At 55.0% G+C, this 25,732-nt stretch carries 24 protein-coding genes and 1 riboswitch; of the genes, 20 read left to right on the top strand and 4 right to left on the bottom strand.

Annotated features, from left to right (window positions below; all coding sequences use genetic code 11):
- Positions 1 to 43 precede the first annotated feature (43 nt).
- Positions 44 to 307, bottom strand: coding sequence for a 30S ribosomal protein S20 (gene rpsT / locus OR1_RS02210; RefSeq protein ID WP_041969685.1), 264 nt, complete (start codon positions 305 to 307; stop codon positions 44 to 46).
- Positions 308 to 516: 209 nt separating this feature from the next.
- Between rpsT and OR1_RS02205 the strand changes: the two genes are divergently transcribed.
- From OR1_RS02205 to rnhA, 14 genes are all read left to right on the top strand, one after another.
- Positions 517 to 1,560: a rod shape-determining protein gene (locus OR1_RS02205; protein WP_041969684.1), complete on the top strand. Its 1,044-nt coding sequence runs from the start codon at positions 517 to 519 to the stop codon at positions 1,558 to 1,560.
- A gap of 140 nt (positions 1,561 to 1,700) precedes the next feature.
- Positions 1,701 to 2,795: a glycosyltransferase family 2 protein gene (locus tag OR1_RS22665; RefSeq protein WP_052440200.1), complete on the top strand. Its 1,095-nt coding sequence runs from the start codon at positions 1,701 to 1,703 to the stop codon at positions 2,793 to 2,795.
- Positions 2,785 to 3,354, top strand: a complete 570-nt coding sequence (gene gmhA, locus OR1_RS02195; RefSeq protein WP_041969682.1) for a D-sedoheptulose 7-phosphate isomerase — start codon at positions 2,785 to 2,787, stop codon at positions 3,352 to 3,354. The genes OR1_RS22665 and gmhA overlap by 11 nt, the downstream gene beginning before the upstream one ends.
- Entirely contained in the window at positions 3,351 to 3,953 is a 603-nt protein-coding gene (gene gmhB, locus OR1_RS02190; RefSeq protein WP_237754201.1) for a D-glycero-beta-D-manno-heptose 1,7-bisphosphate 7-phosphatase, read from the top strand. Before gmhA ends, gmhB begins: the two co-directional genes overlap by 4 nt.
- Positions 3,954 to 4,025: 72 nt before the next feature.
- Complete coding sequence (gene rfbA / locus OR1_RS02185; protein WP_041969680.1) at positions 4,026 to 4,928, top strand: glucose-1-phosphate thymidylyltransferase RfbA; 903 nt, start codon at positions 4,026 to 4,028, stop codon at positions 4,926 to 4,928.
- Positions 4,921 to 5,403, top strand: coding sequence for a dTDP-4-dehydrorhamnose 3,5-epimerase family protein (locus OR1_RS02180; RefSeq protein ID WP_041969679.1), 483 nt, complete (start codon positions 4,921 to 4,923; stop codon positions 5,401 to 5,403). The genes rfbA and OR1_RS02180 overlap by 8 nt, the downstream gene beginning before the upstream one ends.
- A gap of 88 nt (positions 5,404 to 5,491) precedes the next feature.
- Positions 5,492 to 6,316 (top strand): rod shape-determining protein MreC, encoded by an 825-nt coding sequence (gene mreC, locus OR1_RS02175; protein WP_041969677.1) that lies wholly within the window; start codon positions 5,492 to 5,494, stop codon positions 6,314 to 6,316.
- Positions 6,309 to 6,797 carry a rod shape-determining protein MreD gene (gene mreD / locus OR1_RS02170; RefSeq protein WP_041969676.1) on the top strand — a complete coding sequence of 163 codons (489 nt, stop codon included), beginning with the start codon at positions 6,309 to 6,311 and terminating at the stop codon, positions 6,795 to 6,797. Before mreC ends, mreD begins: the two co-directional genes overlap by 8 nt.
- On the top strand, positions 6,794 to 8,695 hold the full coding sequence (gene mrdA / locus OR1_RS02165) for a penicillin-binding protein 2 (RefSeq protein ID WP_041969675.1): 1,902 nt from the start codon (positions 6,794 to 6,796) through the stop codon (positions 8,693 to 8,695). Before mreD ends, mrdA begins: the two co-directional genes overlap by 4 nt.
- Complete coding sequence (gene rodA / locus OR1_RS02160; protein WP_041969674.1) at positions 8,695 to 9,795, top strand: rod shape-determining protein RodA; 1,101 nt, start codon at positions 8,695 to 8,697, stop codon at positions 9,793 to 9,795. Before mrdA ends, rodA begins: the two co-directional genes overlap by 1 nt.
- A gap of 33 nt (positions 9,796 to 9,828) precedes the next feature.
- Positions 9,829 to 10,866, top strand: coding sequence for an AmmeMemoRadiSam system radical SAM enzyme (gene amrS, locus OR1_RS02155; RefSeq protein ID WP_041969672.1), 1,038 nt, complete (start codon positions 9,829 to 9,831; stop codon positions 10,864 to 10,866).
- Between the two features lie 25 nt (positions 10,867 to 10,891).
- The gene (locus OR1_RS02150; RefSeq protein WP_052440199.1) at positions 10,892 to 12,226 is read left to right on the top strand and encodes an ATP-binding protein; all 1,335 of its coding nucleotides are present in this window, start codon (positions 10,892 to 10,894) and stop codon (positions 12,224 to 12,226) included.
- Positions 12,223 to 12,876, top strand: coding sequence for a 1-acyl-sn-glycerol-3-phosphate acyltransferase (locus OR1_RS02145; RefSeq protein ID WP_041969671.1), 654 nt, complete (start codon positions 12,223 to 12,225; stop codon positions 12,874 to 12,876). The genes OR1_RS02150 and OR1_RS02145 overlap by 4 nt, the downstream gene beginning before the upstream one ends.
- Positions 12,860 to 13,294, top strand: coding sequence for a ribonuclease HI (gene rnhA / locus OR1_RS02140; RefSeq protein ID WP_041969670.1), 435 nt, complete (start codon positions 12,860 to 12,862; stop codon positions 13,292 to 13,294). The genes OR1_RS02145 and rnhA overlap by 17 nt, the downstream gene beginning before the upstream one ends.
- A gap of 35 nt (positions 13,295 to 13,329) precedes the next feature.
- Here rnhA and OR1_RS20515 read toward each other — a convergent pair whose 3' ends face one another.
- Complete coding sequence (locus OR1_RS20515) at positions 13,330 to 18,069, bottom strand: S8 family serine peptidase (protein ID WP_052440198.1); 4,740 nt, start codon at positions 18,067 to 18,069, stop codon at positions 13,330 to 13,332.
- Positions 18,070 to 18,339: 270 nt separating this feature from the next.
- Positions 18,340 to 18,444: riboswitch (SAM riboswitch) on the top strand.
- A gap of 70 nt (positions 18,445 to 18,514) precedes the next feature.
- Between OR1_RS20515 and OR1_RS02130 the strand changes: the two genes are divergently transcribed.
- The 4 genes from OR1_RS02130 (at position 18,515) to OR1_RS02115 (ending at position 21,486) form a co-directional block, all read left to right on the top strand.
- Positions 18,515 to 19,663 carry a PLP-dependent aspartate aminotransferase family protein gene (locus OR1_RS02130; protein WP_041969668.1) on the top strand — a complete coding sequence of 383 codons (1,149 nt, stop codon included), beginning with the start codon at positions 18,515 to 18,517 and terminating at the stop codon, positions 19,661 to 19,663.
- Positions 19,660 to 20,796: a PLP-dependent aspartate aminotransferase family protein gene (locus OR1_RS02125; protein ID WP_041969666.1), complete on the top strand. Its 1,137-nt coding sequence runs from the start codon at positions 19,660 to 19,662 to the stop codon at positions 20,794 to 20,796. Before OR1_RS02130 ends, OR1_RS02125 begins: the two co-directional genes overlap by 4 nt.
- 96 nt (positions 20,797 to 20,892) lie before the next feature.
- A complete protein-coding gene (locus OR1_RS23155) occupies positions 20,893 to 21,000 on the top strand; it encodes a rubredoxin-like domain-containing protein (RefSeq protein WP_041969665.1) in 108 nt (35 codons plus the stop codon).
- A 33-nt stretch (positions 21,001 to 21,033) separates the two neighbouring features.
- Positions 21,034 to 21,486 carry a ferritin family protein gene (locus OR1_RS02115; RefSeq protein WP_041969664.1) on the top strand — a complete coding sequence of 151 codons (453 nt, stop codon included), beginning with the start codon at positions 21,034 to 21,036 and terminating at the stop codon, positions 21,484 to 21,486.
- A 102-nt stretch (positions 21,487 to 21,588) separates the two neighbouring features.
- Here OR1_RS02115 and OR1_RS02110 read toward each other — a convergent pair whose 3' ends face one another.
- Entirely contained in the window at positions 21,589 to 22,803 is a 1,215-nt protein-coding gene (locus OR1_RS02110; protein WP_041969662.1) for an ammonium transporter, read from the bottom strand.
- Positions 22,804 to 23,142: 339 nt separating this feature from the next.
- Here OR1_RS02110 and OR1_RS02105 point away from each other — a divergent pair, with 339 nt between their 5' ends.
- Together OR1_RS02105 and OR1_RS02100 are read left to right on the top strand one after the other, a co-directional pair.
- On the top strand, positions 23,143 to 23,970 hold the full coding sequence (locus tag OR1_RS02105; protein ID WP_082002764.1) for a slipin family protein: 828 nt from the start codon (positions 23,143 to 23,145) through the stop codon (positions 23,968 to 23,970).
- A gap of 8 nt (positions 23,971 to 23,978) precedes the next feature.
- On the top strand, positions 23,979 to 24,455 hold the full coding sequence (locus tag OR1_RS02100) for a ferritin (protein WP_041969661.1): 477 nt from the start codon (positions 23,979 to 23,981) through the stop codon (positions 24,453 to 24,455).
- 68 nt (positions 24,456 to 24,523) lie between these two features.
- On the opposite strand, the gene OR1_RS02095 is transcribed toward OR1_RS02100, so the two are convergent.
- Positions 24,524 to 25,582 carry a peptidylprolyl isomerase gene (locus OR1_RS02095; protein WP_041969660.1) on the bottom strand — a complete coding sequence of 353 codons (1,059 nt, stop codon included), beginning with the start codon at positions 25,580 to 25,582 and terminating at the stop codon, positions 24,524 to 24,526.
- Positions 25,583 to 25,732 lie beyond the last annotated feature (150 nt).

The following is a 25,732-nucleotide window of genomic DNA, read 5'->3' as shown; positions in this document are numbered from 1 at the left end:
GGCGTGCTGAGCACGCCCTTTGAAATCATGCAATACCGGTGCGCTAGTTAAGCGTATTCACCAGTTTGGTCAGCCTTGATACGCTTCGCGATGCGTTTGAGGGGTGGATAACCCCTTTGGAAGCCGCCTTGTCAATGACCGGAATGGCAGCAGCAAGTGCTTCCCGGGCAGCATCCTGGTTGTTGCCTGCCACCGCCTCACGTACATTCTTCACGAAAGTGCGAAGGGTGGAGCGGACATGACGGTTGCGAAGCCGCTTCTTTTCGTTCTGCTTGATTCTCTTGAGTGCTGATTTGTGATGAGCCAAACTACACCTCCATATATCGATGCAAATGTTTATGATGTCAGAAAGAAAATCTCTTTTAGCATCACGGCCATTCAGGTGTCAAGTAAATTCTTGTAGTTCATGGGTTGGATTAAAATTGATCCTTGCATCAATGGGTTGAATCTGTTACGATTCCGAACTTTCCGGAAAATCTTTTAATCTGATTCGCTACATCAAGGAGCTTACAATAAATGTTGAAGATATTTGATTATCTTTTCGGGATGTTCTCCAACGATCTCGCCATAGACCTTGGAACCGCTAATACCCTTGTCTATCTGAAGGGCAAAGGTATTGTCATGCGTGAACCGTCTGTAGTTGCAGTGCAGAAAATGAATAACGGTCAGCAGAAGGTTCTCGCCGTGGGCATGGAGGCCAAGAAGATGCTGGGCCGCACTCCGGGGAGTATCACGGCGATCAGGCCGATGAAGGACGGGGTCATAGCCGACTTCGACATTACCGAGGAGATGCTCCGGTATTTTATTCATCGCGTGCACAACAGGAAAACCCTGGTTCGGCCCAGAATAGTGATCTGCGTTCCTTCCGGGATTACCCAGGTGGAGAAGCGCGCCGTTAAGGAATCGGCCGAGTCTGCAGGAGCGAGGGAGGTCTATCTCATTGAAGAGCCGATGGCTGCGGCAATAGGGGCCGGGCTTCCGATTACCGAGGCTTCTGGTAACATGATCGTGGATATCGGCGGCGGCACGACCGAGGTGGCGGTAATCTCACTGGCGGGAATCGTTTATACTAAGTCGGTAAGGGTTGGCGGCGACAAGATGGATGAGGCGATCGTCCAGTATATCAAGAGAAAGTACAATCTTCTGATCGGCGACCGGACCGCTGAAATCATCAAGATCGAGATCGGCGAGGCCTATTCTGCCGGAGACCTGCACACTATCGAGGTAAAAGGGCGCGATCTGGTTTCCGGGATTCCCAAGACAGTGGAGATAAACTCCGACGAAATCAGGGAAGCTCTCTCAGAGCCGGTCAATGCCATTGTCGAAGCGGTCAAGATCTGCCTGGAGAGAACTCCGCCGGAACTTGCCGCTGACATAGTCGATAAAGGGATAGTGCTTGCCGGCGGTGGAGCGCTGCTGAGAAACCTGGACCTCCTGCTGCGCGAGGAGACGGGGCTCCCTGTGGTCACGGCCGAAGATCCCCTCTCCTGCGTTGTGCTCGGCTCCGGAAAGGTGCTTGACGAACTGAACCTCCTCAGGAGTGTGGCAATCACTTCTTAGCGTTACCATTTGCAGTTTATGAATGTTTGATCGAAACGCAACGGAGCAAGTGCCCGGAGACCCTCAGTCAACCTGACTCTCTATGCTCGCTTGAGATGTTGCGTTTTTTGTTTCCCGGGCGGTACCGACATAATTCTTCTATGAGCCATGAATCCGTTGACATAATTGTCCCAATCTGGAACCGTCCGGTTGAGACCCGCGCCTGTCTGGTGAGCCTGGTACAAAACACTGCCGATACCCGCTTGATCCTTGTGGACAACAGCAGCGACCGGGAAACCGAGCGGATGCTTGAGGAGTTTGCCGAAGCGCTCGATGTCAGGGTGTTGTTTTTGAAAAACCTTGTCAATGAGGGGTTTGTAAAGGCCGTTAACAGGGGGTTGAGCCGTGCGGAGTCAAAATATGTAGCGATAGTGCGTCAGAATTCCATTGTCCGGCCGGGCTGGTTTGAGCCGTTGTATGATTTCCTGCATCAGACCCCGGATTGCGGCGTTGTTGTCCCGAAATATATAGAAAAAGACGGAAAACGGTCCAGCAGTCGCAATGGGGCACTTTCTCGCGGTATGGAACTTTCTTCGGCAGATTTTGCGGCGCTCCTGATGCGGCGGTCGCTTTATGATACCGCCGGAAATTTCGACGAGCAGATGGATGGGGCGGCATGGTGCCTCAAGGAGTATTCCCGCAGGTGCTGGCGAGAAGGGTATCGAACGTGTATTGTTCCTGATAGCCTGGTAGAGAAGTCTGAAGAGGCAACACTCGGGTCAGCGGCCCGCAGAGTTGAGCATGAGCAGAGAATTCGGGCCATCTTCTCGGAGTCATGGGGGGAGGAGATGGCGTTTTGCCTTCACGTTCCGAAAGGTTCTGAGGTTACGCTGGCCAAGGAACGCTATGCAATTTTAGCCACTGCTGCCCGTCAGGGGCACAGGATAATAATCATTACGCATCCCACTAATACATCGGAGCTGGCCAGTGCCGGGCTCGACCGTTGTCACGAATATATCACGATTCATACCCTCTCGCGATTGCTGCCGGATCGCAGTATCAAAAGAGCGGTTGCGGCCGCATCCGCGTATGGCCTGCCGGTTAGGCATCTGAGTTGGGATGACCGGCCCGGTTTTGAATGTGGTGCTGAGCCGGCCGCATTTTCAGAATTTGCGCAGATTGTCACTAATAATCAGCGCGACCATTATCAGAAAAATATTTCCACCTGGAATCCCGGAGGGGAAAGTGAAAAGTGAGATAACTCGGCAGCTTGAGGAAAACCGGCGGGTGATTTCCGGTATTGCCTCATCCCTGGCAAATGAAATTGAGCGTTTTGTGGAGCTGTTATCCGAAGCGCTTGATGGCGGCAATAAGCTGATCATAATGGGAAACGGCGGTTCGGCTGCCGATGCCCAGCATTTTGCCGCGGAAATAGTCGGCAGGTTCAAGATGGAACGGAGGGCGCTTCCGGCCATAGCCCTTACCACCGATTCCTCGATACTTACCGCAATCGGCAACGATTATGGTTTTGACCGGGTCTTCGCCCGTCAGGTCGAGGCGTTTGCCCGGCCGGGGGATGTTGTGGTCGGCATATCGACCAGCGGTAGCTCCGAAAATGTCGTGATCGCACTGGAAGCAGCTAAGGGGTTCGGTTGCCGGACCGTTGGACTGCTTGGCAGAGACGGCGGATCCATCGCAGCCATGGTAGATCTCGGCCTTGTAGTGCCGAGTGACAATACCCCGCGCATCCAGGAAGGACATATCACCATTATCCATATTGTCTGCGATCTGCTGGAAAAACGGCTCTTTACGTGAGTGTGGACTCTGGGGCCAGTGATCGGCATACAGCAGTCGGTAAACGGCGGGCAGTGTTCATCGACCGTGACGGCACCATCAATGTGGAAAAGGAGTATCTCCATCGTCCGGAGGAGTTCGAGTTCATCCCCGGAGCGGCCGAGGCGATACGGATCCTGGGTGAGGCCGGGTTCATAGTCGTTGTGGTGACCAACCAGTCCGGCGTTGCCAGAGGTTTTTACACGGAAGATGACGTCCGGAGCCTGCATCGCTATATGGATCATCTCCTCGTGCAGGTTGGAGCCAGGGTCGATGCCTATTACTTCTGCCCTCATCACCCTGATAATGGGATCGGGAAGTACCGGATCGCATGCAATTGCCGGAAGCCGCTCCCCGGGATGTTGCAGCAGGCCGCAGGCGAGCTGGGTATCGATCTTCGCAGCTCCTGGATGATCGGGGACAAGCTGGCCGATCTGGAAGCCGGGAACTCGGCCGGTTGCCGGTCTGCTCTGGTGCTCACCGGATACGGGGCAACAGAGCAATTGTCTCTGCCGGCCGCAACTGCTGTTTTCAGCGATTTGCTTGCTGCAGCAGAGGCGATCTTGTCGGAAACCGTCTGATTTATCGTTTGACGCATTTGGCGGCGCTGTGATAATAACAACAGTTCATAATCATTTTTCCGGAGTAATTACATGTCGATAACCAAGGGGATAGTTTTGGCGGGTGGTGCCGGCAGCAGGCTTTACCCTCTTACCCTTGTCGCCAGCAAGCAGCTTCAGCCTGTCTACGACAAGCCGATGATATACTACCCGCTGGCGACCATGATGATGGCCGGCGTCAAAGATATCCTCATCATATCAACACCGCATGATACCCCGAGGTTCCAGACGCTCCTGGGGGACGGTTCCCGTTGGGGCATAAAGCTGACGTACCGGGTGCAACCCGAGCCGAAAGGGATTGCCCAGGCGTTTTTGGTCGGGGAAGAGTTTATTGCCGGTGATCCGGTGATGCTGATCCTCGGGGATAACATCTTCTACGGCAAGATGGGGTTGGATCGCCTGGCGCGTGAGTTCTCCGAAGGATCGCTGGTGTTCGGGTATTATGTCAACGACCCGGAACGTTACGGCGTGGTGGAGTTCGACGCCGGCGGCAAGGCGATCGGCATCGAGGAAAAGCCGGCCAGGCCCAAGACCCATTATGCAGTTCCAGGTTTGTACCTTTACGATGACAAGGTCGTGGAAATAACTAAATCCCTCAAGCCCTCACCCAGGGGAGAACTTGAAATTACCGATGTCAATCTGGAGTATCTGCGCCGCGGAGAACTGAGGGTGGAAAAGCTCGGTCGCGGCATTGCATGGCTTGATACCGGAACCCACCAAAGCCTTCTTGAAGCCAGCCATTTCATCGGCACCCTGGAAGCACGGCAGGGGTTAAAGATTGCTTGCCTGGAAGAAATTGCCCTGAGGATGGGGTTTATTGACTGCCGCAGAATGGCCGAGGTCATTGAAGAGACCCCGAAATCATCCTATCGAGAGTATCTGCAACGGGTTTACAACGAAACCGATCTTTGTGGCGCCGGAGGCGGGAATGTCTGAGCAGTTTCGTAAAGGTAAGATTCATGATGTTGTTGTCCGGCCCTTGACCAAGTTTCTGGATGAACGCGGCTGGCTTGCGGAACTGTTCCGGTCCGACGAACTCGATAGCGGCCTCATGCCGGTAATGGCATACCTTTCCATGACTCAACCGGGAGTTGCGCGGGGACCTCACGAGCATGTGGATCAGACCGACTATTTCTGTTTTATCGGTCCATCCAATTTCAAGGTTTACCTTTGGGACTCAAGGGGCGATTCCCCGACTTTCGGCGTGCGCCAGGTGATTTATGCCGGTCTGGATGCACCGGTAATGCTTATCGTTCCCCCCGGGGTCATTCATGCCTATAAAAACATCGGTCAGGAAAACGGCATTGTCTTTAATGCCCCCAACCGCCTTTATGCCGGAGAAGGGAAGCGTTCGCCGGTTGACGAGATCCGCCATGAAGAGGCCGCTGAGATGCTTTACCTCCTGGACTAACATTGAGCCGTCCATTCCGGACCAGTTGAAAATTGTTTGACTAGAAGGGGGGACTACTGTCTCCCCTTCACCTTTTGGGACTGAATTCATGTGGGAATTGATTAAAAAATACCGGAAAGGTTTCATTATCGGGCTAGTTTTGCTTGCTGCCTTCCTGGTTTTTGCCAGTAATCTCAAGAACAGAGAAGACGCCAATATTTTTGAGCGCGGCCTGCTTACCATGTTTTCTCCTCTGTTCAGCCTCGGCGCCAAGGTTTCTGCCGGAGCTGAAACCTTATGGAACGACTATTCAGCCCTGGTAAACGTTCGCAAACAGAACAGGGAACTACTTGAACAGCTCAGGCTTATGAATGGACGGCTGATCGGCGAGCAGGACGCGCTGCTCGAAAACGAACGGCTGAAAAAGCTTCTGACATTGAAAGGGACAGTGCCCATTCCGGCAGTAGCCGCTTCAATCATCGGAGAAGACGGTGCCCCATGGTTCAAGACGATGCTGATAGATCGCGGTGGGAACGATGGTTTTCAGGAAGGGATGCCGGTGGTTGCTTCCGACGGTGTTGTCGGGCAGTTAATAAAGGTCTCCGGCAACAGCAGCAGGGTTCTGTTGATTACCGACCATTCAAGCGGTATTGCTGCGGTTGTGCAGCGTTCACGCGCGCGCGGGGTGGTGCGGGGCGCGGGTAGCGGCAGGCTTGTACTGGAATTCGCAATCAGGGAAGAGGACGTGAAGGTTGGCGATCAGGTTGTCACCTCAGGGATTGGCGGTATCTTCCCCAAGGGTTTGCCGATAGGCGAGGTTACCATGGTCAAAAAAGGGGAATACGGGATTTTCCAAACCATTGAGGTCCGGCCTTCGGTGATGATCTCAAGGCTGGAAGAGGTGCTTGTCCTCTTGAAGAGACGTAATGACTAATATCGTTCGTACTGCCATAGCATTCTTCGTTGCGTTTGTTTTTCAGATAACCATTTTCCCCGCTGTGCTGGCCGATCCATTCAAACCGAATCTGTTGCTGGTTGCAGTTGTCTGGATCGGGTTGACGGTTTCAAGTCTGTGGGGCGCCGCACTGGTATATCTCTTCGGGTTGATTCAGGATACGGTAAGCGGATTGTACCTCGGCCTGAACGGCATCTCCTATTTGATCACCTTTATCGTCCTGCACAATATCGCCCATCGTCTGTATGCCGACAGCCGTTACCTGATGACGCTCTCGGTTTTTATTACAACCCTGGCCTGTGGCATAACCCAACTGATTCTGCTGGCCCTGTTTTCTTCGGCAGGGGGGATAATCGGAACCCTGCTGTATTCGCTCATCCCTCAAGGACTGGTTAACGCCCTGGCCGCATCCCTCTGTTTTTCTCTTATCGGCAAACAGGATAAGGAGGAGCTGGGGTGAGCGGGCAACAGTATCTCCGCGGCAACCGGGACCGGAGTCAGCGAGTTCTCTGGGGGGCGGCAATTGTCGGATTCTTTTTTCTGATCCTGGCGGCCCGGCTCTGGTATCTGCAGGTCATTGACTCAGACCGGCTCAAAGAACTCTCTGAAATCAACAGATTGCGTTTCGTTCCCGTGGCCGCTTCAAGAGGGAACATCCTCGACCGAAACGGTAAGGTTCTGGTCAGAAACACGCCATCATTCAGCGTTGCCATTGTGCCCCAGGAGGTTAAAGACAAGGATACGTTGTTGTCCGCCCTCTCCCGCTACCTCGGCCTTGACCGGGACGAACTGCTGCAGCGTTGGGAAAAAGGGAAGGGGCGCGCAAAGTATTTTCCGATTGTCATTGCCTCAGGCATCAGCCGGGACCAGCTGGAATTCCTGGAAGAGAACCAGCTCTGGCTTCCGGGGATAGACATCGAGATGAAGCCGATACGAGAGTACCCCTCGGGAATCCTTGCCGCGCATCTTCTTGGCTATCTCGGGGAAATAACCGAGCAGGATCTTGAGAAGGAGGAGTTCAGCGAATACAACCAGGGTGATTATGTCGGCAAAAACGGCTTAGAGCGAAGCTGGGAAAAGTTCCTTCACGGAATCAACGGCGGCAGGCAGATCGAAGTCGACGCCCGCGGCCGATATCTCAGGACATTAAGTGAGACCAGGCCGACAGTGGGGAACAGCCTGGTGCTGACCATAGATCATGCGGTCCAGCAGGCGGCGGAAAAGGCCTTCGGGGATAGGGCCGGCGCAGCGGTCGTCATGGAGGTCGATACCGGAGAAATTCTTGCCTTTGTGAGCAGCCCCGGGTTTGACCCTTCTCTGTTCGCGGGTAAAATGCCTCAAGACGTATGGAAATCCTATCTTGAAGACAAGCGGCACCCGCTGGAAAACAAGGCGCTCAAGGGGCAATACCCTCCGGGCTCCACCTTCAAGATTATTACGGCGCTTGCCGGTCTTGAAAGCGGCATGATCGACGAGCATACCACTGTGACCTGTAAAGGGTCCTATGACGTCGGCAAGGATACCTTCAAATGCTGGGACAAAAAGGGGCATGGCACAGTCGATCTGAAGAGGGCATTGCGCGAGTCGTGCGATGTCTATTTTTATCAGCTTTCGGAAAAGGTCGGGGTTGACCGGATTGCCGAGATGGCAAGGCGGTTCGGGCTTGGCAGCGCTTTAGGGGTGGGATTGGAGAACGAAAAAAGCGGTCTGATTCCCACCACGGAATGGAAAGAGAAGAAGTACGGCAAAAAGTGGTTTCGCGGCGAGACGCTGCCGGTATCGATAGGCCAGGGATATACCCTGATGACGCCGATACAGCTTGCTTCAATGACCGCAGCGCTTGCCAATGAGGGGACGGTATACCGCCCGCATCTCGTTAAACGCGTGGTTGATCCAGATGGCCGCGTCCTGAAGGAGTACAAGCCGGAGGTATTATACCGTCCCGCAGTCAAGCCGCAGAATTTTCGCCTCGTCAAGGAGGGGCTTCTTGCAGTGGTGAACGAGCCGCACGGAACCGGCGGAGCGGCCCGGCTCTATGAGGTAAAGGTTGCCGGCAAGACCGGGACGTCGCAGGTGGTCAAGCAGCGCGACGCAAAAATGCGGGAAGTTGCTTATCAGTATCGGGATCATGCCCTTTTTGTCGCCTTTGCACCGTTTGAAAAACCGGAAGTGGCGGTTTCGGTGGTAATCGAGCATGGCGAGCATGGCGGAGCAGCAGCCGCACCGATTGCTGGCACGATTTTACGGGCGTATTTCGAACAGAAGGGCGTTATCAAGAAACCAGCGGCAAAGGTCGATGAGAGCGACGAAGCAGAAGATGCCGCTGACAGAGATGAGCAGAAAGAGGGAGACCGTTAGTGATTGATCGACGGCTGTTCACAAACTTTGACTGGGTATTCTTCTTCCTGGTGATGCTTCTCATCGGCGCCGGCATCATGAATATCTACAGCGCATCCGCATCATATCGTGCCACAGGCCTGCCGTTCTGTATCAAGCAGCTTTACTGGACCGGTGGCGGACTGCTCCTGATGGTGCTCGTCTGCAGCATTGACTATCATATCTTTGAAGATCTTTCCTACTGGTTTTATGGCGCTGTGCTGGTGCTGCTGGTATTGGTGATGCTGGTCGGAAAAACGACCATGGGCGCAACCCGCTGGCTGAATCTGGGTATAATGAACGTGCAGCCGTCTGAACCGATGAAGATTGTAATAATCATGACCTTTGCCAGATATTTCAGCAAAAACTACGCGGTTGACGGCATCAGCTTCCGCGAGATCGCCTACCCGCTGATGCTCCTGGGTGCGCCTGCCCTGATGATCATGAAGCAGCCCGATCTCGGCACCGCCATACTGGTCATACTCGTTGCATGTTCTATAATGGTCTTTGTCGGTATCCGCTGGAAGCTGCTGGTCTCAGCGCTGTTGGCTCTGGCGCCGGCAATATACCTGGGCTGGCACTTCTATTTGCGGGAATATCAGAAAAACCGGATACTAAACTTCCTCAATCCCGAACGGGACCCGCTCGGAAGCGGCTACCATCTTATCCAGAGCAAGATCGCCGTCGGCTCCGGGGGGATTCTGGGCAAGGGGTATATGAAGGGAACACAATCCCAGCTCCGATTTCTCCCCGAGCAGCATACCGATTTCGCATTTTCCGTCTTTGCCGAAGAGTGGGGGCTGCTGGGGTGTATACTCCTGTTGATGCTTTATCTGTTTCTGGTGCTTTGGGGGCTCCAGATTGCCGGCCGCTGCAATGACCAGTTCGGCCGTCTCCTGGCCGTGGGGGTGACCGCCATGATCTTCTGGCATATAGTCATCAATATCGGGATGGTTGTCGGACTGTTTCCGGTTGTCGGGGTGCCGCTTCCGTTCCTCTCCTATGGCGGGACTTCGCTGATAACCTCCATGATGGGAGTGGCGATTTTGCTCAATATCAGCATGAGGCGTTTCATGTTCTAAAAGGGATGGCTTCATACCTTTAGGGAGGTGGGCATGCAAGAAGCACTTTGCTACGAAAGAGTCGATGACGATGCGGTCCGTTGCCATCTCTGCCGTCATCTCTGCCGCATTGCTGCCGGGAAACGCGGGATCTGCGGAGTCAGGGAGAATCGTGACGGGACTCTCGTTACGCTTGTCTACGGAAAAGTCGTTGCCGAGAGCATCGACCCGGTTGAGAAAAAGCCGTTGTTTCACTTCCAGCCGGGAAGCAGCACCTATTCCATTGCAACAGCCGGGTGCAACTTCAGGTGCCGCCATTGCCAAAATTACACCATATCGCAGGTGCCGCCGGGGACTACGCAGATCCCGGGGGTACTCCGGACTCCCGAGGAGGTTGTAAGCAGCGCAATCGCTTCGGGATGCCGGTCAATATCGTATACCTATACCGAACCGACAATCTTTTTTGAATTTGCCCTGGATACGGCTCGATTGGCCCGCAAGGCCGGGCTGGCCAATGTTTTCGTCACCAACGGGTATATTACCCCTGATGCCCTTGATCTCATTGCGCCTGTTCTTGATGCCGCCAATATCGACCTCAAGGGGTTCAGCGACAGCTTTTACCGCGAGATTGCCGGCGCCGGGCTGGACGGGGTTCTGGACACGATCCGGGATTATTGCCGCCGCGGCATCTGGGTTGAACTGACGACTCTGCTGATCACCGGGCTTAATGATAGCGATGAGGAGCTGGAAGGATTGACCCGTTTCATCGCCGACGAACTCGGAGTGGATGTGCCGTGGCATATCAGCAGATTCTTCCCCACATACCTGATGACCGACCGGCCGCCGACGCCTGTGGCAACCCTGCATCGTGCCGCTGAAATCGGGAAGAAGGCGGGACTTAGGTATATATATCAGGGGAATGCCGTCGAAACGGGGCGCGAAGATACGGTCTGTCCGGGTTGCAAGACCCCCCTGGTCTGCCGGACCGGTTTCCGCGTGACCGGAGTAAGGATAACGGCTGACGTCTGCCCTGCCTGCAGCATGGTAATTGCCGGGCGTTGGGCGCGATATCCCTCCCTTCCGGGGAGCTGAATAGATGAATCGTTAGCAGGAGAATATGCCGGAATTCAAGAAATCACACATTATTCTTATTGCTCTTTGCTGCATTGTCCTGTTCTGGGGAGCCGATGCCTTTATCGACTCAATACTTTTCGACGGCGGGGAACTGGCTCAACAGCTATTCAGTCCGACTACGAAGGAGTTGTGGTACCGGACTTCCTTCGCGCTCTTTCTCTCGCTGTTCACCGCATTTGTCTGCGTCGTAATCCACCAGCGCGACCGGCTCGATCACCAGCTAAAGACGGCCCTGGAAGAGGCTGCCGCAGAGCGTGCCAAGAGCGAAGCGATTGTGGCCGCAATCGGCGACGGTATAAGTATTCAGGATACCGGGCTCAACGTCCTGTATCAGAACGATGTGCATCGGCAGATGTCAGGCGGGAATTTCATCGGGATGCAATGTTACAGCTCATACGGAGGGGGGGATGCCCCATGCCCGGATTGCCCGATAATAGCCGCATTTAACGACGGCGGGATTCACAAGCTGGTCAAGCAGACACCAGCCGGTTCAGCCACGACGCATATCGAGATCATTGCTTCGCCGTTGCGGGATGGAAACGGCAATATCGTTGCCGGCATCGAGGTAGTCAGGGACATCTCTTCCCATATGCAGTCGGAAGCGAGGCTTAAGAGAAAGGCCGCTGCTCTCGAATCCCTTAACCGGGAGCTGGAGTCCTTTGCCCACTCGGTTTCCCACGATCTCAGGAAGCCGCTTACAGTGATCTACACGGCCGCCCACTATCTGAAGGAAAACAGCGATCCCGGCGGAGCAGACCCTTCGGCCTATTTCATCAACACGATCTGCGATGCCAGCCAGAGAATGGAAGAGCTGATCGATTCTCTCCAGATGCTGGCCAACATCTCGCACAGACAGATCAATCTGACTTCTTTGGATCTCTCTGAACTGGCCCTGGTAATCGCTGCCGATCTCGGGCTCATCTACCCGGAGCGCACTGTCTCGTGCCACATTGCTCCGGGGCTCACAGCTTACGGCGATTGCGGGTTGATCCGGATCCTGCTCGAAAACCTTCTGGGCAATGCCTGGAAATACACTGCCGATACCCCTTCGGCATCGATAATATTCGACCGGTGCGACACTGTTAGGGGGAAAGGGTTTTTTATCCGGGACAACGGCGCCGGGTTCGATATGGCGTTTGCCGACAACCTCTTCAAACCGTTTTCCCGGCTTCATGACAGCAAACGGTTTCCCGGCACCGGGATCGGCCTGGCCACGGTAAAAAGGGTTGTGGAGCGCCACGGCGGCCAGGTCTGGGCCGAGGGGCGAGTAGGGGAAGGCGCCACGTTTTATTTCATACTTCCGGAGGGCAATGGATGAAGGTCTCTTTCGCCAGGCGCTTGTGGGTCACTTTTTCCGCGAATGTGATCGGCCTGTATGCGTCGTTTCTGAACGATTTCCGCACCAAGGGAGCGGCTAATATCCCGGAGTCGGGCGGGGTACTGCTTGCCGCCAACCATATTTCGGCTTATGAGACGATCTTCCTGCCTTGGGCGGTTATCCGCAGCTTCCCGCTGAGTATGCTCTGGGCGCCCGCCAAGGAAGAGCTGTTCGCCAAGACCTTTACCCGCTGGCTTTACAGCTCCTGGGGCGCATTCCCGGTCAGGCGCGGCAGGGACGTCCGCGCCGGGAAAACAATTAATGAGCTGCTTGCTGACCAGCGGGTAATGCTCTACCCGGAGGGGACCCGGCACAAGGATGGCCGGCTGGGGAAAGGGAACCGGGGCGTGGGGAAGATTATCTACGATGTGCGGCCGGCCGTGGTTCCGACCGCCCTGATCGGACTGAACCGCTGGAAATTCCCCGGTTTCGGCCAGAAGGGGATGGTTGTATTCGGCAAGCCGATCGATTTCAGCGATCTTTTCGAGCGGGATGATTGCAAGGAAACCCACCAGCTGATCGTGGATCGGGTCATGGATGGGATTGAGAACCTGCTCAGGGAAGAGGGTACCTATGTCGGACGCTGTTGAAATCTTCTGCGACGGTGCCTGCAGCGGCAATCCGGGGCCGGGCGGCTGGGGGACGATCCTCCGGTTCAATGGCACCGAGAAGGAGCTCTCCGGCGGCGAACCTGCCACCACCAACAACCGGATGGAGCTGACTGCGGCAATTGCCGGGCTCTCTGCCCTGAAGCGCCCCTGCAAGGTCGTAATCACAACCGATTCGCAGTATCTGGTCAAGGGGATGACGGAATGGCTTCCCGGCTGGATCCGGAAGGGGTGGATCAACAGCAAGCGGGAGCCGGTAGTTAACCGCGACTTATGGGAACGTTTGGTGGAGCTTACGAAGATCCACAATGTCGAATGGCGCTGGGTGCGCGGTCACGACGGCCATAGCGAGAACGAACGGTGCGACGAACTGGCGCGCAGCGCCATCACAGGGCTCTGACGGTTCGCTCCAGCTGAGAGAGATTAGCGCTGTCATTATTTAATAATGATATCGCTCACCGTTAGATCGCCGTACATCACTGTCAATTGAGGTATGGATGTAAAGTCGGCGCGGTTGGTGAATTCAACATCATACCCACCCTCAAGACTTAATGAGACAGACTGCGTAGTCACAAGACTCTGATAAATAACCCCTCCCCTGGCCTTGATCGTACTGCCACTTGACGCATTGGATAAAGCCGATTGAATATATTGAAAACAACTGGATGAGACCATTGAGCCGCAGCCATAGAAAATAGCCCCGACGCCTTGATCCTGGTTCATGGTAACCATGCAGGCATTATTGGTCCCGGAGCCGCTGCAGGCGCCGGTCCAGCCACCGAAATAGGAAACAGGGCCAGGTGAGGCGGTTAGGGTGGCGTTTGTTCCAAGGTCATACCACTGGGTACAGGTACCGGTGGTGCAGTCAATATCCGGAAGGGGAGATGAATGGACAGTACCCCTGCTGAGAATAATTGAGACTGAGAGCAGCGAACTCGTCTTCGTGAAGATTGCAGTGGCACTTTTTGCTTGGTCCATCGGAACAGTGCACGTATCGGTGCCGCTGCAGTCCCCAGTCCAGCCGCTAAAGACAAAACCGGCTGATGGAACTACCGAGAGTGTCACTGCAGAGCCGACCATGTAGGATACCGTGCAGGTGCCGGATGAGCAGTTGATATCTGGCGATGGGGATGAATGAACCGTACCGCTGCCTGAGACGGTAACGGAGAGTGTGCGGTGATTGGGGTTTATGAACGATGCGGTAACCGCCGTGGCGGCGTCCATGGTAACCGTGCAGTCACCGGTGCCACCGCACGCCCCGGACCAGCCAGTGAACAGATAATCGGTCGATGGCGAGGCAGTTAGCGTCACCACGGAACCGCTCGGGTAGGTTTTACTGCAGGTGCCTGATGAACAGCTGATGTCCGTAGACGGGGATGAATGAACCGTACCGCTGCCTGAAACTGTGACGTTGAGTGGATAGGTAGGAATGAATGTTGCGGTGATGCTTTGGTCCTGGTTCATCGTCACCATGCACGTTTCCATACCACTGCAGTCGCCGGACCAGCCACTGAAGACAAACCCGGGAGCGGGGGTTGCGGTGAGGGTCACCACCGAAACATTAGCGTATGATTGACGGCAAGATGAAGATGAGCAGTTGACGTCCGGCGCCGGAGACGAATGGACCGTGCCACTACCGGACAGTTTTACTTCAAGTAAATACGAAGGTGCAAAAGTGGCTGTGACTATACGAGGTTGGTTCATCGTCAGAGCGCACGGTGCAATTCCGCTGCAAGCGCCGGACCATCCGCTGAAGGCATAGCCGGGACCAGGTGTGGCGGTAAGTACGATATTGGTGCCATCGGAATAGTCCTGGCTGCAGCTAGCGCTGGAGCAGTTCAGTCCAGCCCCTTGCGAGGAATTCACCGTCCCGTCTCCGGCGATTGTTACAGCGAGCGGTTTCAGCGGACTACTCGGATCATATGCCAGAAAAGTGGCAGACTGCATACTGTTCCACGTCTCTTCCTTCCGTCCGCTAAAATCCCTTGCGAGGAAGGATACCGTGTAGACACCTGGCTGTGTCGGCGTCCATTGCAGTGTGCCTGTCCCGTTTCCATTATCGGTGAAGGTTGCACCAGAAGGGAGGGAAGTTGTAGCATCGGGCCAGATCCCTCCCACTGCATCAAGATCTACCTTGTCCTGCTCTGAATCAGCGGCAGTTATCGGTAAAGTGAATGTTGCATTAATGGCAACAGCCTGGTTCCCCACTGATCCCAGAACCGGCACCTCATTGCTGACCATGATCAAGGGGGTCGCTGACCATTGTATGTGCTTCGTGCCAAAACTCGGCCACATGTTGTTTGCTGCGAGTTTCAGATGGTTCGTGGCATAAAACGATTTTGCCCCAGTGGCGATGTTGTAAGAGTAGAGGTTGGTTTTTAGCTCTCCGGACTCCGTACCGAATTTGGTGTAGAGAATGGACTTCCCATCGGTTGCAAATGAGTAGGGATGTGATTCATCCACAAACCTAATCGCCTTGGTAGTTTTGTCAAAGCACCAAAGATGGTCCCCATCAGTTAGAGAAAGCCTTTCGGTCCAAACTACGACACCAGGGCCATTGATCGCCCCCTGCACGCTACTGTCACCGGTAACCGTTCTGACAACCTCATTATACCCAGTTGGCAGGTCGGTCAGATTTACAGTCACGTCATCGTTGATGCCGCCTGGGTACCACATGTTCGTTACCACGCTGTCTCCCAGAACCGACGGCCAGAACTGGGAATAGTCCCCGGGGGGCAAGCGATATTCCGGAGAAAGGGTATTTGTGGTCAGATCAAACAGGTAGACTGTTTGTCCGGTTGGAATCGTATTCTCACCCTGGTTCATCAGAATTTTGTTCTGACCAGCAGAGAACAGTTCATTAGGGAATACGGTTTCGACAATCATATCCCCGGCTGGGTTTAGAGACGCAATGCCGATTTTGCCGTAACTGTAGTTGGTTTCATACCAAATGATCTTGTTCGCGTTGAGGAAAATCTTGTCAACCCACGCCCCCTCCCTCCCTTCCTCAGGGTAGATGGTATACATCCTGTTTGTCACACCATCGTACACCTTGCCGACGTAACGATTCGTACCCTGCGGTTCAGTTTCCCGCCAAGCAAACCTGTCACCTTCCGAACATGGGGTACTATTTACTTCACCGGTTGTCAGAACATTAAAGCGGGGATCTTCCTTGTAAAATTGAATCTCCTTGATATCACTGAACACTTTATCATCAGTCGTTGTTACCTCCAGTTTCAGAAGATAGCTCCAGCCTAGCGGGAACAGGCTGTTGCTTGCCTCTGCCAGAACGCCATCGATCACGCTCTGGGTCGATTCTGACACCAGCGTCTTCCAGGTGCCGACAACAGGAGAGAACTGACCCTGGCTGTCAACACTGTTCACAGGAGCGTATGACAACCGGTATTTGGCAAAATTTGCGCCGTAGGCATCGCCTTTGATCGTAACCGTGCGGGCTCCGTTGGTTATGAATACATAATTCAACGGGGAGGTAATCCTCACTCTAGGCACTGCGGTAATGTTAACCGCACGCTGCGCGTTTACCCTCCCGGCTCCGGAGCTCAGGTCGAATCCCGGTGTATCGATATCGTCCGCCGATGCGCGAAGGGCCTGAGAAACGTCGCCAGGTGTGAACGACGGATGGCTGGCAACAACCAGAGCGGCTACCCCGGACACATGCGGGGCGGCCATGGAGGTTCCCCTGGCCCGGTAGTAACCCACCCCGACGGTGCAGAGGCCGTCAGCATATAAGTCGGTACTGCCGGCCCGCAAAGACAGGATGTTGCGGCCTACCCGGTTGCTGCTGGTCCCATCGTCGCCGCCTCCGGGCGCCGACACGTCGATGGCGCTGCCGAAATTGCTGAAGTCGCTCTTTGTGTCCAACTCAGAGCTGGACGCCACAGTGATGACCTCGTTGGCCTGGTTGCCCGGTGAATACTGGTTAACGTCGCCATTGCTGTTGCCAGCTGCAAAGACCACCACCGCACCCAGTTCGTGGGCATATCTTACTGCATCCTCTGCCACCGGGTTGGATGGACAGGCACTGCTACACCCCCAGCTGTTATTGATGACATCAGCACCGTTATCCGCAGCGTACCTAATGGCCCTGGCCAGACCGTAGGAACTGCCGCTACCCCCATCATCAAGCCCTTTCAACGGCATGATCTTGGCGGCCGGGGCCACGCCGACGATACCTTCGCCGTTGTTACCCACAGCTGCAATGGTGCCTGAGACATGTGTCCCGTGGCCATGCCCGTCATAAGGGTCGTTGTCGTTGGTGACGAAATCCCACCCCCGCACGTCATCGATGAAGCCGTTACCGTCGTCATCAATGCCGTTGCCGGGGATCTCCCCGGTATTGGTCCAGATGTTAGAGGCCAAGTCGATATGGTTATAATCCACGCCGGTGTCCACCACAGCTACCACTACACCTTCGCCCTTGGACACGTCCCAGGCTGCCTCAATCTGCAGTTTTCTGAGCCCCCAAAGGTCGTCATACCCCTGGCCCCAGCTCCCGAAGGAGGCGTAGTAGGGGTCGTTTGGAATCCACTGCGCCTCCATCTTGAAATCTGGCTGGCAGTAGGCAATGTTCGGATCGCTGGTGTAATCGCGACAGGCACCGTCGATGAAGGTCTTTGGGTCCACCTCCAGCCGGTACACCGAGTCCAGATAGGGGGGCGTCTTTTCTCCCGGGATATTCTTCTTCGACAGACCCTTAGTGGCGTGACGCTTCTCGCGGATGCCGGCGACATGCATGAGTTGCTTGTCGCGCTGTTCTTTGTGGCGTTGCGTTGCCGTGACCCGATCAATGGGGCCTGACGGTTCTCCAGCAGGAACCGGAGCAAAAACCCGGTGCATCGCCTTCACTTTGTATTTGGCGTTCAATCTGTCCAGGTGATCGTTGCCGGTTACCTCCCGGAACGATTGACCGGTGCGCACCAGTTCCCCTGCAACGGCGCCAATGATCGCCTCGTCCCTGAATTTGATGATTAGCGCGCCGGGGTGATACTCGGCACGCCGAACTTGAACCGGGTCGCCCGACTGAGTTTGGGCTGCTGGCGGTACTGTCTGAGCCTCCGAAAGAAACGCCAATGTCTTCTCCGGCAGGGTAAGAGTGCTGACAGTGAGAGTCACGGCAAGCAGGATTTTCAACTGGAGACCATCGATATGCCACATAAATCCGACTCCGTAGCGTCAGGTATTTAAATACGGGTTACGTTAAAGGTTTTTATAGGTCACATACGTTAAGGTTAAAAATAATTACTGTCAATGACACTAATGTTAATATCTGTACATTATTGTTGCACATAATCAGCCAGTTTCCTCGGGCCTGAGTTGAGGTGAAAAAAATCTTTGACATTGTCCGACCAATAAGGTAAAGAATAAAACATATCGTTTGCCGGCACGTTTTTGCGGCTGATACCGACAACTAAATAAGTACCACGTTTCTTATCAAGAGCGACCGAGGGACAGGCCCTGTGACGTCGCGGCAACCTCCCGCAAGGGAAGGTGCCAATTCCTGCGGAACCGACAGGTTCCGGGAGATAAGGGAGCGCGGACGATCTTCGTGATAGTCCCCTTCCGCACCCCGGAAGGGGATTTTCATTTTGGAGGTCATATCATGAACATCGCATCGCAGGCAGCACAGATCGGACTCGATTGGGATACCCGCACCGGCGCGGTCACGGTCCCGATTTATCAGACCGCCACATTTCGGCATCCGGGGCTCGGCCAGAGTACCGGCTACGATTACTCCCGCTCCGGAAATCCCACCCGCCAAGCGCTCGAAGACGGAATCGCCCGCCTGGACAACGGCTGTCGCGGGTTTGCCTATTCGTCGGGGATGGCGGCAATTACCAGCCTCCTGTTCCTGTTCAGCCGTGGGGACCATATCATTGTTACCGAGGACCTTTACGGTGGCACCTACCGGCTGTTTGAAAAGATCTTCAACCAGTACGGCCTGGAGTTCAGTTATGTGGATACCAGCGACGTCGATGCCGTCAAAAACGCCATCCTCCCGAACACCAGGGCGCTGTTCGTCGAGTCCCTGACCAATCCGCTGCTGAAGGTGGCCGACATTGCGGCACTCTCCGCGCTCTGCCGCGAACAGGGGTTGCTCTGCATAGTCGACAATACGTTCCTGACCCCGTATCTGCTCCGGCCGCTGGACCTTGGCGCGGACATCACCGTCTACAGCGCTACCAAGTACCTTGCCGGCCATAACGACACGGTCTGCGGACTGGTCGTGGTCAAGGACCCGGAACTGGCGGAAAAGGTGTACTTCCACCAGAACGGCGCCGGTGCAGTGCTCGGTCCGCAGGATTCGTGGCTGACCATCAGGGGGATGAAGACACTCTCCGTAAGGCTCGACCGGCAACAGGAGAATGCCCAGGCGATTGCCGAATGGCTGGAGCAACATCCCCTGGTCAGGAAGGTGCATTATCCGGGACTGCCAGGGCATCCTGGCCATGAGCTGCTGAAGCGCCAGGGGAGAGGGTTCGGGGCGATGATCGCCTTTGAGGTTGTTGACACCTCGCTGGTAGAACCGTTGCTGTTGAGGACGGATCTGATATCATTTGCCGAGAGCCTGGGCGGGGTCGAGACCCTGATCACCTTTCCGGAAGTACAGACCCATGCCGATATCGAGCCGGAAAAGCGGGAGAAGCTGGGGATCAACAAGGTTCTGCTGAGGCTTTCGGTGGGGATCGAGGATGTTCACGACCTGATCGCCGATCTGGACCACGCATTTGCCCTTGAGGAGGCAGCATGAAATTCGAGACCAGGCTCATCCATGGGAGCCATTCAATAGACCCGGCAACCGGAGCCCTGAGCATACCGGTATACCAGACCTCTACCTTTGCCCAGAAGTCGGTCGACCATTTCGGCAAGTACGATTATGCCCGCTCTGGCAACCCGACCCGCGAGGCCCTTGAAGAGGCGATCGCCGCACTTGAGAATGGGACGCACGCCTTTGCCTTCGGCTCCGGGATGGCAGCCATATCATCCACGCTCCTCCTGTTTCAGCCCGGAGATCATCTGGTGGTCTGCGAAGACGTATACGGCGGCGCTTTCCGGGTTCTGACCAAACTGTTCAGCCGCTGGGGGCTGACCGTCACGTTCGTGGATGCCACGAGCCTCGACGCCATTGCAGGGGCCATCAGACCTGAGACCAAGGGTATTTACCTGGAGTCCCCGTCAAATCCGCTGCTAAAGATCACCGACCTGGCCGGCGCCGCAGAGCTGGCCAGGTCAAAAGGGCTCATCACCCTGGTGGACAACACCTTCATGACCCCATATCTGCAGCGCCCACTCGATCTCGGCTGCGACATTGTCATTCACAGCGGCACCAAGTTTCTTAACGGTCACAGCGACGTTGTCTGCGGCTTCAGCGTGACAAAGGACCGGGAACTGGCCAAACGGATCGGGTTCATCCAGAACGGCTTCGGCGCTATCCTCGGCCCCCAGGACTGCTGGCTGACCTTGCGGGGGCTGAAGACCCTTAAAGTGCGGCTGGAGGAGAGCCAGAGTTCCGCCATCCGGATCGCGAACTGGCTTGCGGCGCAACCGCAGGTGAAAAAGGTCCACTATCCCGGGCTGGCCGAGCATCCAGGTTTTGCGGTTCATAATCGCCAGTCGTCCGGGCCGGGCGCGGTCCTGTCGTTCGAGCTGGAATCGTTTGAACTGACCAAGCGGCTTCTGGAAGGGGTTGAGCTGGCGGCATTCGCGGTGAGCCTCGGCGGGGTGGAGAGTATTCTCTCTTATCCGGCAAAGATGTCCCATGCGGCGATGCCTCCGGAGGAGCGGGCTGCAAGGGGGATCAGCGACACATTGGTGAGGTTTTCCGTTGGACTGGAAGCGCCGGAGGACCTGATCAGCGACCTTGGCCGCTTTATTGCGGCTTAAACAGGTCTGCAGCATTCAAATTTACATATATTGACAAGCTGTAGTGCTCACGGTAGAGTTGATCCTTACAAAAACATACAACAGGAGGGACAGCATATGAAAAAATGGCGCTGCATAATCTGTGATTACATTCATGAAGGGCCGGAGCCGCCCGAAGTATGCCCTGAGTGTGGGGCGGGCAAAGAGAGCTTTGAAGAGGTCTAGCATTGTCTGAAATTGATAGCTTGGAGGTGTTGCATGGGGTTTGTCACCCTTGAGGAGATCATAAAATTTGCCGTGCAGCGGGAGGAAGATGCCGTGCAGCTCTACACCAGGGCAGCGGAGATGACTGCCAGCATCGCGGCCCGCAAGATGTTCGAGGAGTTCGTTGCCGAGGAGACAGGGCACAAGAAGGTGTTCAGTCAGATGGATCTGGCAAAGGCCGAGCAGTACAAGGCGAACAAGGTGCCGGATATGGGAATCAGCAAGTATCTCGTCCACCTCGAACTGAAGCCGGACATGAGCTACCCCCAGATCCTGCAGTTTGCCATCAAGACCGAAGAGAACGCCTACCAGCTCTACAAGGCCGCTGCGGAGGCTGTGGACGATCCGCAGCTGAAGAAGACCCTGGAAGTCTTTGCCGATGTCGAGCTCGGCCACAAGAAACGGATCGAGGCGATTTACGACGAAAAGGTTCTGACGGAGAACTGATTGTTTGCCGCACAGACTTGAAAGCCGTTACGGGGTTCCGTAACGGCTTTTTTTGTCCGGAGTCAAATGATCAGCAAGGATTTACGGAGGTGGAGCAGCGGATCAGGCGATGAGGTCACCGGTGGCGATCACTGTCTGGGGTTCACTCTGTTCGATCTCCTCACACTCGAACTCTTCGCTATCTACATATGGAACTGCCCGTCTTCCCAGGGCGGCAACCAACTTGCCGGTGACCAGGCCGGAGCAGGCGGCGATGACAACGGTCACCAGGATGCCGGTCAACTGGGCGCCGAAATTGATGCCGCTGACGACAAAGAGGGCGGCAATGCCGCCGAAGAGCCCGGGAAGGCCGTGGAGATAGAGCACCCCGCAGGTATCCACGGTTTTGGCCGCATCCGTCAACCGGGCCTGGATGATGGCAAAGCCGAAGGTGGAGACCACGCCGGCCAGAATGCCGATGGTAAATGCCGCTGCCGGGAGGGCCAGATCGCAGGTGGAGCCGATCGCCACCCCTCCTGCCAGGGTTGCATTGGCAATATCGGCCGCCGAGATCTTTCCGCGCAGCCGGACTGACGCAAAATAGGTGGCCAGGGTCGATCCGCACAGCGCGAGGATGACGTTGACCGCGGTTTTGGGGACATCTGCCGGGGCTACCAAGGCCGCGCAGAAGCTGGGCCAGAAGACCCAGAGAACCATGCTCCCGAGCAGGGAATAACGGTCGCTGGTTTCATCGCATTCGACCGGGGTGGCATATTCCTGTTCAGTGGTCATGGTGGCAGCAACGGCAATGCCGAAGATGGCGCCGAAGGCATGGATGACGATCGACCCGCCGGTATCGACCACCTTTCCGGTAATGAGCCCCAATCCGCCGTTGAGGACGATCCACTCGTTCAGGGTGTAAAACGGCACGAAGAACAGCCCCAGCAGCAGGTACTGGTGCATTTTCAGGCGCCCCAGCACGGCTCCGGCGCAGATCAGCAGGCTGGCAGCGGCAAATTCGGCCAGGATCAGCTTGTCGATGACCCCTGCCGAGCTGCCGGCGCCATGGTAGCTTTCCTTCAGAAAATAGAGGGGGAGCGCAACACTGACCAGCAGGTAGGTCGCGGTGAGCGCCGAGCGGCCATACCTCTTGACAAAGACCATCAGGAAACCGAAACCGACTAGGAGCATGGCCATGATATGGATGGCACGCTCGTATTTCTGGACATCGCTGAGCCCAGCGAGAGTGGTGCCAGGTAATTCATCAGCAACTGCTGTTCCGCAGGCAGTAAGCGTGAGGATGACTAACAATAGAGCATTTTTCAGGTACTGATTCATTGTTTCCCTCCTGATGGCAAATGATAACCGGTCCGGTCATGACAGCGCGCAATACCTGATAATCAGGTATATGTGGCTTTGGCGCGCTCCAATTTGATTGCTCGAAATTTGTGCACATTGCACGCCAAAAAATGAGCGTTGCTTAAATCAAGGGCGTCAGTGCCGATGTTTCGGGCAGTTGATGGATTGGGGCACGACAGGGGGGGAGAATTATGATCGGGGAGCGGTGTTGTTTGTGTACAACTCCGGAGTCGGCAGAGTTGAATATCTACTCATCAAACTGGCTTTTGACTCTGACCTGTGCCGGGATATAATTTACCCAGGTAGAGGAGGTGCATTATGTTCGATATCTTCAATTTCTTTCCGACGATCCTTTTTATCATCGCCCTGATTGCCTTTCTGGGCAATGCCATCAAGATTCTGCCCGAATACGAGCGGGGGGTGTTGTTCCGTCTGGGCCGGTTGAAGGCGACCCGTGGCCCGGGACTGGTCTTTATCATTCCCGGCATCGACCGTCTGGTGCGGGTTTCGCTCCGGATCGTCGCGCTGGATGTTCCGCCCCAGGATGTCATCAGCCGGGACAATGTGACCGTTAAGGTCTCGGCAGTTATCTACTTTCGGGTAACCGAAGCCGAGAAGGCGATCGTCCAGGTGGAGAACTACCTTTACGCCACCAGCCAGCTGGCCCAGACCACTCTGCGCAGCGTGCTCGGCCAGGTGGAGCTGGACGAACTGCTAGCCAACCGGGAGAAGATCAACAAGGAGCTGCAGGAGATCCTGGAAAGTCACATCGACCCATGGGGGGTAAAGGTGACTGCGGTGGAGGTGAAGAACATCGATCTGCCGCTTGAGATGCAGCGCGCAATCGCCAAGCAGGCCGAGGCCGAGCGGGAACGGCGGGCCAAGATCATCCATGCGGAAGGGGAACTGCAGGCCTCTGAAAAACTGGCCCAGGCTGCTAAAATGCTCGCCTCTGAGCCGTCTTCCATGCAGCTTCGCTATTTGCAGACCCTTACCGAGATCGCTGCCGAGAAAAATTCGACCACGATATTCCCGGTTCCGATCGACCTGATTACCCAGTTTCTGGACAGAAAAAACGAGCGAATAATTTCGGCTCATTTCAAGGAGGATTTCCATGCTGAGCAAAAAACTGCTACACCGCCCTGAACAAGCATATGAACACCGAACTTTACTCCGCCTACCTCTACCTGAACATGTCGGCGGCAGCGAACTCCCTGGGGTTCAAAGGTGCAGCCAACTGGTTCAATATCCAGTACCAGGAGGAGATGATCCACTTCCAGAAGTTCTACGATTACATAAACAGTCAGGGAGAGCAGGCGGTGATCGGCCAGATGGCAGCGCCGGCCAGCAAGTTCAAATCACTTATGCAGCTCTTCGAGGAGACCCTCAAGCACGAGCTCTTCATCACGAAGTGCATAAACGAACTGACCGAGCTGGCGATGGTCGAGAAGGATCATGCCACCAGGGTATACCTGCAATGGTTTATAACGGAGCAGATCGAGGAGGAGGAGAACGACCGCGATATCATCGGCAAGTTGAAACTGATCGGCGACAACGGCTATGGTCTGCTGATGCTGGACAACGAACTGGGGACCCGGGTCTTCACTCTGCCGGCAAATCCGGCAGTCTGAGATCGGCATGAAAAAAGGCCCGGAGAATCATTCTTCGGGCCTTTTTTGCGATTGTACACAAAGATGGATCAGATCAGTTTTTCCACCTTGATCTTTCCCTTGAGCTCTTTAAGGTAATCCTGTACCTTTGCTTGCACTTTCTGTCCCTTTAGATACTCGGTTATCTTCGGTTTTACCTCTTCGAGAGGTGCGGTCTGCGCTTCCTGCTTGTCGGTCAGCTTGATGATGTGGTAGCCGAACTGGGTCTCAACAACGTCGCTGACCTCACCCGTTTTCAAGGCAAAGGCGGCGTCCTCGAAAGGTTTTACCATCTGGCCCTTGCCGAACGTCCCGAGGTCGCCACCCTTGGCGCTGCTGGGGCAGGTGGAGTTGGCCTTGGCCAGCTCGGCAAAGTCCTTGCCCGCCTTTACCTCTTTCAGGATGTTGTCTATCTTTTCCTTTGCCTTTTTCCTGGTCTCGGCATCGGCCTTTGGATCGACTCCGATAAGGATGTGACTTGCTTTGACCTGTGCCGGCTTGCTGAAATACTTGGTCAGGTTTTCGTCGTAAAATTTCTTGATCTCGTCATCAGTCACCTTAACCTGGGGAACTATCTCCTTTTCCACATAGTTGTTGACGATAATCTCTTTCCTGGTGTATTCGCGCAGGAGTTTTTCATCGAGATTCTGCTCCTTGAGGGCCTTTTCAAAATCTGCGGGTGAAGGGAACCGTGCTTTTCCCTGGCTCATCTTGTCGTCGATCTGTTTATCCAGGTCTTTAATTTCGACTTTGAGTCCTGCCTGGTAGAGGAGTTCGGCAGAAGTAAGCTGTTCGATCAGGTAATCATTCACCTGTTGCTGTTGACCAGGTGTGAGTGGCTGCTGCGGAGGGTTCTGTTTCATCAGGATCGCCTCGGCCCTGTTCAGTTCAGAGCGTAAAATAGGCGTATTCCCTACTTTGGCAACAACATCGGTCGGCGAACCCTTTGCCGGCTCCTGCGCCTTCTGGTCGGCAGGTTTGGCTGGTGCGGCAGCGGCCTTTGTTTCAGCCGGCTTTGTCTCGGCGCTGAATGCCGGGCGGAGAGGCTGCATCGCTATGGCAAAGGCAGCGCAAGTCGCTGTAATCACTAATTTCTTTAAAAGATTCATCGCACTTCTCCTTTTTAATATGCTTTGTGACAGCAGATACTACCATGTTTTTCCGGGCTGGCAAAGTGAAACCTGTGGCGGGTAAATATGTTCTATTCTGTATAACGGCTGTTTGTTGTTGACAATAGCGGCATATTCTGATTTATTGGC

The organism is Geobacter sp. OR-1, assembly GCF_000813145.1.
GTDB lineage: Bacteria > Desulfobacterota > Desulfuromonadia > Geobacterales > DSM-12255 > Geoanaerobacter.
The sequence above is the reverse complement of the archived record's forward strand: the minus strand, read 5'-3'. Positions and strand labels throughout refer to the sequence as shown.